This is a genomic window from Klebsiella sp. BIGb0138, assembly GCF_004342285.1.
Lineage (GTDB): Bacteria > Pseudomonadota > Gammaproteobacteria > Enterobacterales > Enterobacteriaceae > Klebsiella.
The window spans coordinates 48202-60703 of sequence record NZ_SMCV01000003.1 but is presented as its reverse complement, the minus strand read 5'-3'; the positions used below and the strand labels follow the sequence as shown (position 1 = coordinate 60703).

Genomic DNA, 12502 nt, shown 5'->3' with positions numbered 1-12502 from the left:
GCTTTAGGCAGAAAAATAGGCTTCATCCCCCGGCGACTGCTGTCGCCGGGTAGTATGCAGGCTTAGTCCACCGTGCCGCGTGCGACCAGCGCCACGGCGCGAATCGGCGACGCCGACCCTCCTTTTATCTTCAGAGGCAGCGCCAGGAAAATAAACTGATTCGGCAGCTGACGCAGCTGGGTCAAATTTTCAATAATCAGGATCTCGCGATTAAGGAACACGTCGTGTGCCGGGTAGCCCTCGTGGACGAAGGCATCGATGGTCATGACGTCGGTGCCTACGGCGCGGATCCCTTTATCCGCCAGATAGGTCGCCGCCTCGCGGGAGAGGCCCGGCCAATCGCGCAGAAAAGCGTGGTGGTTCGGCCGTCGCGCCCACCGGTCTTCATAGCCCGTATAAAAAATCACGATATCATCGGCTTTAATCGGCCGATTTGCTTGTTCCCACTGCTCGATATGCGAACGGGGCAGCGAACTGCTGGCCGGCGCCATCGACATATCGATTTTTACCGCCGCGCTGAACAACGTCAGCGGCGCAACGTGGTCGATAGTCTTGCCATCGCGAACAAAATGGGCGGGCGCATCCACATGGGTGCCGCAATGCTCGCCCAGGCTAATCTGGTTCAGAAACGCCTCATCTCCCTTATGCAACGATTCAACACCGTTGATAAAAAAACGGGGATGCGTTGGCCAGACGGGCATATCTTCTTCCAGCGCATGCGTAAGATCGATAATACGATAGTGCGTTAACAGATCAAGAATACTGCTGGTCATCTTATAAACCTCATCAATTAATGAACCGCTTTACTTACCGTCTCTTTGACCAGATACAGCGGGATACACCCCAGCACCAGTACGGCGGTGATTGCCAGATAATGCGCGGTGAAGCCGAAATCAGTAATAATCCAGCCGGCGATCGGCGCCACCAAAAAGCCGGCGCTGCCAACGGCCAGGCCAATCATCAGCCCCATACTGGACGCCGCCGATTTCGGCGCTGAATCAATCAGCAGCGCGTAGACCACCGGAAACGGCGAATTGCGGAACAGCCCCCATGCGATCAGAATGATCCAGCCGCTGGTCGCCGAGGTGATAAAATTGCAGGCCAGCGTCGCAGCGATCCACCCTGCCGTGATAATCCACAGGCACATCTTGCGGCCCTTAACATCAGAAAAACTTCCCCAGCCAATTTGCCCAAGCCAGCCGGTCAATCCGGAGGCGCCGGAAATGATCGCCGCCGTTGCCAGATCCAGTCCCACTTTCTGAGTAAGCTGCAACGTCAGGAACGTTGAAATCCCCATTTCCGCCCAGATGAAGCAAAAAATAATGGCGATGGCCGCGAGGCAATTGCGGTTTTTTAAACATGCCAGCCCGGCCAGCAAGGACTGTCGGAACGAAGGGCGTTCACTTTGGCTGACATCATCGGGCGGAGTCATCCCATTTTCCGCAATCCAGCTATAAACCTTATCCTGGCGCTTTCTGGTGGCAATACAGAGCTGAATGATAATAATCGGAATGCCGAGCAGCGGGATAAAAAGGAAGGCATTACGCCATGACGACGTCAGCGCAATCACCAGCCCAATCAGCACCGGTCCGATAAACTGCCCCAGGGGAAACCCGGTATGGTGTACGCCCAGCGCAAAGCCGCGGTTTTCCTTCTGCCACCATTCGCCAATCAGGGCGACATTGATCGGCTCCGATCCCCCGCTTCCCAGCCCCATGAAAACACGCAGCGCCTGGAACAGACCGTAGGAGCGGCTAAAGGCACTGGCGACGCCGGCCACAATCTCAATCAATACCGCGACGATCCAGCTCCAGGCGCGCTTGTAACCGGTGCCAATATAGTCTGATGCAAACCCGAGGATCAGCGCGCCGAGAAAAGTCCCGACGAAGCTTAGCGAATTCAACCAGCCCGCCTGCAGCGTCGTCAGATGGAACTCATTAATAATGGCTGGCATGAGCGTCGGTAGGATCAGCCGGTCAACCGAGTTCATCAGGATAGCCAGCGTCGTGACCAGCAGCATCAGCCACGAGACCGGATGGGCGCGCGGCAGAAATTTAAACAGACCTTTTTGGGGCGCAGCCGCAGCTTCTTTTTCTATTACATTACTCATAAAACCCCTCGCGTTGATTCACGGCATCGTACCGCGTTAAAAAGCAGACAGGTTGAATACTCCCGATGGCATCCGCTGATACGTTCCCGTCATGCATGAACGTGCTCTACTGCGTACGTTTGCCGCTATTTTTCAGTTTTCTATCCGGGCACGAGTGCAAAGCCGCCGGCGCCTGCAGCTCTCTTTGCGCGCCGTTCGCTATAACGTACCGATCGCGATAATTCTTGTCGGATCATCGCTGCCTTAACGCCAGCCGGTAAAAAAGCCCAGCTTAATGATGATTTTCAGTAGGTTATAATTATCCCCCTTTAATTAAAGGACTAATGGTCAGGCCATTAAAGCGATAAATTTACCCGCATCTGCGGGTTTAACGTACGTCTCAAGTTTCCGAAGGCGTATCAGGTCATGTTGATGTTAACAAAAAGTAATCAGTACATTTTTGTTAACCATCTGATTACATCAAAGCCACCGTATTGCCAAACAGCGGAGTAAAAAAATGCTGCTGAACCGATTAAATGATAAAAAATATCGCGATGAACGAAGGCTGCCTTAGACCCGCGACACGCAAAAATGTCTCGCTTCCGGCCGCCCTGCCTAACGTTGATTTTTTCGCTCAGCGTGCGATTATGCGGCTACTCAATGGGGATCATGCCGGCGTTTTCGCCGACGATACGCCCTGCTTAAGCGAGGAAAGCCGAAACACAGGCAATATCAAATATGACGAGTAGATAAGGACAGAAGGATGAGTTCAGGAGAGATTATCAGCATCGTTGCGATCCCGCTGACAGCGCTGCTTTCGTTTTCCCTTTTTATTATCAGTACCGCCAGGATCCCAAAAACCCGGCGCAAAAAAATCAGCGCCGCCGTCGCGAAGGCCAACATTGGCGAAAATTTTTTCCTGCGCCTCAAGACTTTTTGGCTAAACTATTTTTTCACCTGCTTTGGCCGCCGCTTTCTTGCTAAAAGACAGCTAATAACTATTCCGCTATTTTCCCTGCTGTTTTCCGCATTTCTTTTTATCATCTGGTTCCTGTATGCGCTGTTCTTTCTCAACCCGCAGCATATTATTCCTACCCGTCTCCCGGTCGCCATTCGCGTCGCCGTACATGACTATTACCATTTTGGGCTCGGATACACCCTGCTGCTCGATGCGATTGTTATACAGCTCAGCCGATTTTATATTTTATCTATCGAGAAGCGTGGCTTTACGTTTAAATCATCCATACTTTATTTTATCAGCGCTATTATATTGGTCCTGCTGAGCCTTTCCGCGATTATTCTGCAGCTACAGCGAGAGGCGACCGATGCGCTATATACTGGTCTCGGCCTCTATTTTGAAGCGCGGGAATATCCGGTCTTCAACCCCGTTGATATTATCGCCTCATCTCTCAATCTGATTCATAATCACACGATGATTCACTTCACCTCAAAAGGCCCGTATTCCACCTATTTCGTGCCACAATCAGTGATGCTCTACTGCAGTGTATTTTCGCAACTGGCACTGTTTTTTATTATTCTGTCATGTTCGAGTATCAAACTTCTGGCTGGCATTAAACTCTTTTCGCTGCAGGCGCTGAATAAGATCGGCACGCCCACGCTGACCGCCTATGGATTATTAATCACGACGGCGCTGATTATCCTTTTGTCGATAATCAGTATCTTCGCCATCATAGCAATCGCTTAACGCTCGGGGCCCGGGCGCGGCGGGCCGCTTTGCGCCATCAGCCCTGGCCGAAAATAGCGATGACCGCATCCAGATGCTCTTTCATGGCCTTTTTCGCCGCCCGGGGATCGCGCGCCTCAAGCGCGGTAAGGATAGCAAGGTGTTCAATTTCAGAACGATGGGGCATATCCTGCGGCGTATAATGCAGCTGCAGCGCGCGGAACATCGTGCCGTATCGGTGCCCCAGCAGGTGGGCGATAATAAACGCATACGCCGGGTTACCGCTGGCCTGGGCGATTCGAATATGAAACAGCCGATCGCCGGGATGCGTCGCGGAACCCTGTCGGTTATCACGGCAATTCTGCTCATAGGCCTGGCGAATGGTGGCCAGCTCTTCATTTGAGGCATGACGCGCCGCCAGCGCCGCGGTCTCAGGCTCAATGAGTCGCCGGGTTTGCAGCAGGGAAAACGGCGGCAGCTCAGCGGTAAAATCGAGCTCGATATTGAGTTCGTCATCCACATCCGTCCACTGGTTTCGCCCCGCTCGCGCCATCACCGGCTCCTGCGGCTGCGCCACTGGCTGTGGTGAAGGCTCGCGCACGATGACGCCGTTTCCCACCCGCACGTCCACCAGCCCGATCACCTCCAGAGCGATCAGCGCTTCACGTACCGACGCCCGGCTCACCTGCAGCTGGCTGGCCAGCTCACGCTCCGCCGGCAGGCGGCTGCCGGGAGGAAACTCTTTATTATCGATTAACGTCTTGAGCTGATCTGCTATCTGCCTGTAAATCCTTGGGTTTTCTAATTTTTTTATCGGCATCTCTCACCTGCGACGTTTTATCAGTTAAGCGATTCAGCTTGCATTTATGCGACAAAAATCTTGCTGATTACAAATAGACATGTAAAGAATTGGTTAAATAAAAAAGCGTTCAGCAGGATATACATCGCACATCTTAACAAAAACAAACGGGCGGAAAGCGCTTTTTTTTATGCGCTCAATGGCCTGACCATTAGACCTTAAATTTTACCCATCGCTCGAGGAGCAAGCATGAACCTGACAGGCAAAAGAGTGCTGATCACTGCAGCCGGACAAGGGATCGGTTTTCATTCTGCGACCCTATTCGCTGGACATGGTGCCGAGGTCATCGCCACCGATATTCATATTGACGCGCTCAGCGGCATTCCGGGCGTCGAGGCCAGGGTACTGGACGTAACCAATCCGCAGGCTATTGTGGAGACCGCCGCCGCCATCGGCCCGATCGATGTCCTGTTCAACTGTGCGGGCGTGGTACACAGCGGGGATATCCTCTCCTGCAGCGACCGCGAATGGCAGTTCGCCCTCGATCTCAACGTCACCGCGATGTTCCACACCATTCGCGCCTTTTTACCCGCTATGCTCGAACAGTGCAGCGGTTCAATCATCAACATGTCTTCGGTCGCCTCCAGCGTCAAAGGGGTCCCAAATCGCTTTGCCTACGGCGCCTCTAAGGCCGCAGTGATCGGCCTGACCCGTTCCGTTGCCGCCGACTACGTCGCCTGCGGAATTCGTTGCAACGCCATCTGCCCCGGTACGGTGGAATCCCCGTCCCTACGCCAACGTATCGCTGCTCAGGCCGCCGCAGAAGGCCGTAGCGAAGAGGCCGTTTACCAGGCATTCGTCGCCCGCCAGCCCATTGGCCGGATCGGAAAAACGGAAGAGATCGCGCAGCTGGCGCTGTATCTGGCATCAGATAGCAGCGCCTTTACCACCGGCACGATCAATATTATCGACGGCGGCTGGAGTAACTAACCGCCTGGACTTTGCATCAACACAAGGATTTTGCCATGAAATTGCTACGTTACGGACCCGCAGGCAAAGAGCGCCCTGGGTTACTGGACGCTCGCGGTATGCTACGCGATCTCTCGGCGCACGTTGACGACATCAGCGGTGAATGTTTACACCCCGCCACTCTGAACAAGCTACGTCAGCTGGACCCGAACGACCTGCCGCTCGTCGCGGGTGAACCGCGCATCGGCGCCTGCATTGGGCGGATCGGCAAATTTATCTGTATCGGGCTGAACTATGCCGATCATGCGGCGGAAACCGGGGCAGCCATCCCGCAGGAGCCGGTGGTCTTCAACAAATGGACCAGCGCCGTCGTCGGACCGAATGACGATGTGGAAATCCCCCGCGGTTCGCTGAAAACCGACTGGGAAGTCGAACTCGGCGTGGTGATTGGCACTGGCGGGCGCTACATCAGCGAAGCCGATGCGATGTCGCACGTGGCTGGCTACTGTGTAATCAACGATGTCTCAGAGCGCGAATACCAGATCGAACGCGGCGGCACCTGGGACAAGGGGAAAGGCTGCGACACCTTTGGCCCCACCGGGCCATGGCTGGTCACCGCGGACGAGGTGCCCGATCCGCACCAGCTGGATATGTGGCTGGAGGTGGACGGCAAACGCTATCAGAACGGCAATACCCGTACCATGATATTTACCATCCCGGAAATCATCAGCTACCTGAGCCGCTTTATGAGTTTGCAGGCAGGCGACGTTATCTCTACCGGTACGCCCCCCGGCGTAGGTATGGGGCAAAAGCCGCCGGTCTATTTACGCGCCGGACAGAAGATTCGTCTCGGTATCGCCGGCCTCGGCGAGCAGCGACAGAAAACCGTACAGGCTTAATAACCATACTCTTTTCCCCTTTAGGACACTGGAGCCGTAGCTCATGACCACTATCACTGCAGTCCGCGTAGAAGATATACGCTTTCCAACCTCGCTATCGCTTGACGGCTCGGATGCCATGAATCCCGATCCCGACTATTCTGCCGCCTACGTCATTTTAGAGACAGATAACGCCGCGCTTCGCGGCCACGGTCTAACGTTTACCATCGGCCGCGGCAATGAAATCTGCTGTACCGCTATTCGCGCGCTTGAACATTTACTCGTCGGCCGTCATCTTGCCGATATCACTGCGGATATGGGAAAGTTCTGGCGCGATTTGACCAACGACAGCCAGCTGCGTTGGATCGGGCCTGATAAAGGGGCTATCCATCTTGCCACCGGCGCTCTGGTCAACGCCGTCTGGGATCTGTGGAGTAAAGCCCAAGGCAAACCGCTGTGGCGGCTGGTGGCGGAGATGTCCCCCGAGGAGCTGGTGCGCTGCATCGATTTTCGCTACATCACCGACTGCATTACGCCACAGGAGGCGCTCGTGCTGCTGCAGCAGCGGGCGGAAGATAAAGCCCTGCGCATGGAGAAACTGCAGGCTGAAGGCTACCCCTGCTATACCACCTCGGCGGGCTGGCTCGGCTACCCGGATGATAAACTGCGCCGCCTGTGCCAGGAAGCCGTGGACGCAGGCTTCGATTATCTGAAACTGAAAGTCGGGCGCGATCTGGAGGACGATATCCGCCGGGTGCGCATCGCCCGGGAGACGATCGGCCCCGACCGTAAGCTGATGATCGATGCCAATCAGGTCTGGGAGACCAACGAAGCGATCCCCTGGGTTAAGGCGCTGGCCTTCGCCAATCCGTGGTTTATCGAAGAGCCGACCAGCCCGGACGATATCGAGGGGCATCGCCGCATCCGCGAGGCCGTCGCGCCCATCAAAGTCGCTACCGGCGAAATGTGCCAGAACCGCATTATGTTCAAACAGTTCATCATGCGTGAGGCCATCGATGTGGTGCAAATAGACGCCTGCCGCATGGGCGGTGTTAACGAGGTGCTGGCGGTGATGCTGATGGCGGCAAAATACCAATTGCCGGTTTGCCCGCATGCCGGCGGCGTTGGGCTATGCGAGTACGTTCAGCACCTGTCGATGATCGACTACCTGTGTATCGCCGGGACGCATACCGGTCGGGTAATCGAATATGTCGACCATCTGCACGAACATTTTATCAATCCTTGCGTGATCAAGGGCGCAGCATATATGCCGCCGCAGGCGCCAGGCTTCTCAATTGAGATGTATCCCGCCTCCATTGAGAAATACCGCTACCGCGCCGGATAAACAGCAGCCTGGTGGTGAGTCCGTTCGCATCCGATGACCCGACGCCCCGTCCCCCCGGATTGAAGAGATACCTTGGTCCGGGGAAACGATCTGCTGTGCAACCCGCCACACCGCCTTTTCGCCTCTGCTGACTGCGCCTTCCATCCTCGCCACCCCATTGACAGCGCCAACTGTAACGTTACACTAAACCGCTATGGCGGAGTCATTCCATCAAAGAAAGCGATGCGGGATGAGGCTTGCAGACTCCGCGTCAGGAGGCCTGGATGAGACCCGGGGTCTATCACTCGCCCATTGCTGCAAAGGAGATGTATGGCAAATATTCGTGATGTCGCGAAACATGCTGGCGTATCTGTCAGTACCGTATCCAACGTACTCAATGGTCGTACCGATCAGATGCGCGAAGAGACCTTGACGCGTATTCAGCACAGCATGCAAACGCTGAATTACTTCCCTAACCGTGTCGCCCAGCAGCTTAAAACGGGTCAGGCCAAAATGATCGGCCTGCTGGTGCCGTCCATCGTTAACCCCAGCTTTGCCTCCCTGGTCCGCGAGGTGGATCTTGCCGCCAAAAAGCGCCATTACCGGGTGCTGATCGGTAACACCTACCGGCAAATCGAAGAAGAAGAAGCCTTTCTGGAAGATATGTTCGCCCACGGGGTGCGCGGCATTATCGTGGCCGCCTGCGATATTGAAAAAGCGCATTTTTCCCGGGCCGCCGCGCAGGGCATGATGATGGTCAACTACGACGGTCGGATGCCGGCCAGCGCCGTATCCGGCGGCCTGGCTCTCGACAGCGTCTCGATGGATAACGTCGAAGCCGGGCGCATGGCGACAGAACATCTGATTACCCGCGGGTGTCGGCATCTGACCTTTGCCACCGTCGCCGGTATGACCCCCAGCCGCGCGCATAAAATCGAAGGTTTTCTCAGCGCTGTACAGCAGCATGGCTTATTGCAGGAAGGGACGATCGTCGAAGAGAAAACAATGGCGGCCTATGGCGACACTGAAATGACCGAGCTGGGCCGATCGCTGGCGCAAAAAATCTGCCGACAGGCGCACCGCCCCGACGGGATCGTCGCCATTAATGATGCGCTCGGCATTGGTTTAATGGCCGGTCTGCACGAAGCCGGGATCAGCGTCCCGGGGGAGATCTCTATCATCGGTATCGATAATATTCCGTTATCCGGACTGGTCTATCCGCGATTGAGCTCGGTGATGCCGCCGCTGGCCGAGATGGCGGAGGTCATGGTGACGCGGCTAATTGAACGCATAGAAAACCCGGCCCTTCCGCCACAAGAGTTTTTGTTTCCCCCGGCTCTGGTGTGTCGCCAGTCGGTACGAGACGCCCCCTGAAAGCGGAGCCGGAGAAGAGCGATCGACTCTTCTCCGTCACTCACAGCACCGTCGGGCCAACGGTCAGCAGAATATTGGCAAAACGCCGGGTTTCGCCAGAGGCGATGGCTAACACCGTGTCCGATGATTTCGCCAGCGCGTAGAACGCCTCGCGCTCGACATACTCCAGTTCACTCGCCGCTGTCAGTAAATGGCGATATTCCCCGGCGATGGTATTATTAAAATCCGCCGGGCTGGACATCAGCCGCGCTTTTTCAATACTGATATAGCCGAGTATTTTTTCCAGAATCACCACGCTGCTGATTAATCCTGGGGAAAAATTAAGATAAATAATACGGGCCCGCGGTGCGGTGTTCGTCAATAAAGAATAATTGGCATCGGCAAGCAGAATCTGGGCTTTATGGCCACACTGCGCCAGCGCCTGAAGTAAATCCGGGTGAATAATATCTGACCTGATCATCAGTAAGCTCGCTTAAATTGGGCGGGGACATCCCCGCCCTGAGGTTTATGCCCGGTAAATACCGCCGTTAATATCGAGGGTTGCCCCGGAGATAAAGCCATCATATTCGGAGGCGAGGAAACAGATCGCCCGGGAAACATCTTCAGGCGTACCGGCTCTTGCCAACGGAATGTCCGCGATGGTGCGGTCGGCTGACGCCTGCGTGGTATGCTGGTTATGAAAACGGGTCCCCAGAATCAACCCCGGCGCCACGGCATTGACCCGAATCCCAAACTCGCCCAGCTCGGCGGCAAGGGAGCGCGTCCACGTCAGCACCGCGCCTTTGGTCATCGAATAGACCAGGGAGCCGGAGTGTCCGCCGGAGCGCCCGGCTAATGAGGCCAGATTGACGATACTTGCGCCGTCCGGCGCGGCTTTTAACCACGGCAGCGCCGCCTGGGTGACATTGAGCATAGTGGTCATATTGACATCAATCACCGTACGCCAGAACTGCGGGTCGATCTCTCCGAGCCATTTACGGGCAATAATTCCACCGACGTTATTCACCAGAATATCTATCCCGCCTAAAAACTCCGCCGCTTCGGCAACGCAGCGCGCCGCATCCGCCTCATTCGTTAAATCGGCATACCCGCTGGCCGCTTTACCTCCTCGTTGTTGCGCAATCGCCATTAATTCCCGGGGGCCCTCTTCACCGCTAAAATAGTGAATATAAATATCGCATCCGGCTTCAATCAGCTTTCTGGCGGTCTCTTTACCAATACCTTGCTCCGCGCCGGTAATAAAGACTTTCTTTCTTGTTAACGATCCCATGGCCTGCTCCTTTTATTTCGCATAAAGCGCTAGCGGCATAGTCTATTTATCACTCGCGAGATATTCAGGGCGTGGACATCCCCACCCGCAGGCGTGTTAAATAGCACCGTCTGAGCGCGACTTTATTGATTGACAGAACGCCCCGCGGCGGGACGTATCAACACCGCAACTGCATCAGATACTGCATTCGCAATTAATAACCGGCCAGCCCCGGCAGCCAGGTAGTTAAGGGGGGGACCATCGCCACGATAATTATGCCGACAAACACCACCGCCAGATATTTCGCCATTGGCCGGATAACATGTTTCATTTCCACGCCGCAAATTGCGCAGGTGGTGTACAGCCCGAGCCCGATCGGCGGTGAAAAGAGGCCAAACCCCATGGCCAGAATCATAATGATGCCGAAATGGAGTGGGCTGAACCCCAGCTGAACCGCGATAGGCACCAGAATCGGCGCAAAGATAATCAGCGCCGGCGCGCCTTCGAGAACCGCACCGAAAATAATCAGGATGACGATGGTTAAGAGCAGGAACAGCCAGGCCCCCTGTTCAACCCCAATACTCACCAGTAATTCAGCGATTTGCTGCGGGATCATCTGTATCGTCAGCGCATAAGAGAGGCTGGTGGCGCAGGCGACGATAAACAGTAGCACCCCGGACATGGCGGCGATATCGATGAACATTTTCACCGTCGCTTTAAACGTCAGCTCGCGAAAGGCAAGGCGGCCCACTACGATGGCGTAAATCACCGCAAAGGCGGAAATCTCCGTCGAGGTGGCAATCCCCATCATCACGCCGCGGCCAATCATAAAAATCATCACCAGCCCCACGGCGGCGCCAAGATAGAGCTGCGTGCGCGGACGTAAGACGGGATAGGCTTCGCTGACGTTGATTTTGCCGCCAAAACGGTTAGCGGCAATCATCAGCAGCACCAGTAAACAGGCCGCCGGGACCAGACCGGCAATAAACAGAGCGCCAATCGAAATGTTCGCCACGAAGCCCATGACAATCAGGTTAACGCACGGCGGAATGGTTTCCGCCATCACCGCCGAGGCGGCGAACACGCCCGCCGCTTCTTCGCCGTCCTGCTTCGCCCGGCGTACAGCGGGCATCAGCACCCCGCCCACCGCGGCCACATCCGCCAGCTTCGAGCCGGAGATCCCGGAGAAGAAGGCCATCGACAGTACGGTGGTCATATTTAAACCGCCGCGAAAACGTCCCATTCCCCGGACGATAAGTTCAACGAGGCGCGTCGACATCCCGTTGATCTCCATGGCGGCGCCGGCAAGCAGGAAGAACGGAATCGCCAGCAGCACAAAGTGATCCACCCCGGCGGCGACCTGCTGCGAGAAAAAGACAAACGGCAGGGAGGGATCGCAAATGAAGAACACCATCGCCGACATGCCGAGGGTGAAGGCAATCGGCACGCCGGCCAGGATACCGAGAACGAAACAGATCAGCATCAGCCCTGCCGCGGCGCTGGCGGGGTCGGCCATCAGCGACAGTTTCAGATAGCCTATCGCCGCCAGCGCCACGATCCCCAGCCCGCTGAGCAGCACCACCCGCAGCCGTTCGCGCAGCGCAAGTTCCAGTGCCGCCACCATCATCACCAGCGAGCCAATCAGCACCGGAATAACGTAGATCGTCTGCGGTAGCCCGCTCTCTGTGGTTTGCAGCCGCGCCGCCTGCACCAGGTCATAGCTGGAAAGCACCAACCCAACCGAGACCAGAAACAGGATCCAGCGGCTGGCGTGCACCACGTAAGGTCGAATCCGTTCCGGCAGAAAACGCAGGAATAGATCGACGCCAATATGACCGCCTTTCGCCGTTGAAGTCGCCACCCCAAAAAACACCAGCGCAATCATCAGCGCCCGCGCCACCTCTTCCGCCCAGTGGATGGGGGAGTGCAGCGCATAGCGCCAGATCACGGAGGCAAACACCACCAGCACGTTGATAAACAACACCAATGCCCCGGCCCAGGCGGTTAGGGTGGTTAAAAACCGGCTCAGCTTGCCCAATAGCGTAAGGGCAACGCACTCATCCTTTGCTTTAGCTTTAATCGAGATATCTGCCATGTTGAGTTCTCTCCACAAGGTTGGCAAATCTCACCGCTTGC

At 55.8% G+C, this 12502-nt stretch carries 11 protein-coding genes; 5 read left to right on the top strand and 6 right to left on the bottom strand.

The features are described 5' to 3' along the window. Nucleotides 1–62: 62 nt before the first annotated feature. Nucleotides 63–773 carry a cyclase family protein gene (locus tag EDF73_RS08370; protein WP_132728237.1) on the bottom strand — a complete coding sequence of 237 codons (711 nt, stop codon included), beginning with the start codon at nucleotides 771–773 and terminating at the stop codon, nucleotides 63–65. 17 nt (nucleotides 774–790) lie between these two features. Next, complete coding sequence (locus EDF73_RS08365) at nucleotides 791–2110, bottom strand: MFS transporter (RefSeq protein WP_207896620.1); 1320 nt, start codon at nucleotides 2108–2110, stop codon at nucleotides 791–793. 742 nt (nucleotides 2111–2852) lie between these two features. Between EDF73_RS08365 and EDF73_RS08360 the strand changes: the two genes are divergently transcribed. Beyond that, nucleotides 2853–3794 (top strand): hypothetical protein, encoded by a 942-nt coding sequence (locus EDF73_RS08360; RefSeq protein WP_132728236.1) that lies wholly within the window; start codon nucleotides 2853–2855, stop codon nucleotides 3792–3794. 37 nt (nucleotides 3795–3831) lie between these two features. Here EDF73_RS08360 and EDF73_RS08355 read toward each other — a convergent pair whose 3' ends face one another. Then, nucleotides 3832–4593 (bottom strand): FadR/GntR family transcriptional regulator, encoded by a 762-nt coding sequence (locus EDF73_RS08355; protein ID WP_132728234.1) that lies wholly within the window; start codon nucleotides 4591–4593, stop codon nucleotides 3832–3834. 228 nt (nucleotides 4594–4821) lie between these two features. Between EDF73_RS08355 and EDF73_RS08350 the strand changes: the two genes are divergently transcribed. The 4 genes from EDF73_RS08350 (at nucleotide 4822) to EDF73_RS08335 (ending at nucleotide 9117) form a co-directional block, all read left to right on the top strand. Next, nucleotides 4822–5562, top strand: a complete 741-nt coding sequence (locus tag EDF73_RS08350; RefSeq protein WP_132728232.1) for an SDR family oxidoreductase — start codon at nucleotides 4822–4824, stop codon at nucleotides 5560–5562. Nucleotides 5563–5597: 35 nt separating this feature from the next. Further along, nucleotides 5598–6440, top strand: a complete 843-nt coding sequence (locus EDF73_RS08345) for an ureidoglycolate lyase (RefSeq protein ID WP_132728230.1) — start codon at nucleotides 5598–5600, stop codon at nucleotides 6438–6440. Between the two features lie 43 nt (nucleotides 6441–6483). Then, a complete protein-coding gene (locus tag EDF73_RS08340) occupies nucleotides 6484–7764 on the top strand; it encodes an L-fuconate dehydratase (protein ID WP_132728228.1) in 1281 nt (426 codons plus the stop codon). Nucleotides 7765–8073: 309 nt separating this feature from the next. Further along, nucleotides 8074–9117, top strand: a complete 1044-nt coding sequence (locus EDF73_RS08335) for a LacI family DNA-binding transcriptional regulator (protein WP_132728227.1) — start codon at nucleotides 8074–8076, stop codon at nucleotides 9115–9117. 40 nt (nucleotides 9118–9157) lie between these two features. Here the strand turns inward: EDF73_RS08335 and EDF73_RS08330 are convergent, their stop codons facing one another. From EDF73_RS08330 to EDF73_RS08320, 3 genes are all read right to left on the bottom strand, one after another. Continuing rightward, a complete protein-coding gene (locus EDF73_RS08330) occupies nucleotides 9158–9577 on the bottom strand; it encodes an RbsD/FucU family protein (RefSeq protein ID WP_132728225.1) in 420 nt (139 codons plus the stop codon). A 45-nt stretch (nucleotides 9578–9622) separates the two neighbouring features. Continuing rightward, nucleotides 9623–10387: an SDR family NAD(P)-dependent oxidoreductase gene (locus tag EDF73_RS08325; RefSeq protein ID WP_132728223.1), complete on the bottom strand. Its 765-nt coding sequence runs from the start codon at nucleotides 10385–10387 to the stop codon at nucleotides 9623–9625. Nucleotides 10388–10580: 193 nt separating this feature from the next. Continuing rightward, on the bottom strand, nucleotides 10581–12461 hold the full coding sequence (locus EDF73_RS08320) for a TRAP transporter large permease subunit (protein WP_132728221.1): 1881 nt from the start codon (nucleotides 12459–12461) through the stop codon (nucleotides 10581–10583). Nucleotides 12462–12502 lie beyond the last annotated feature (41 nt).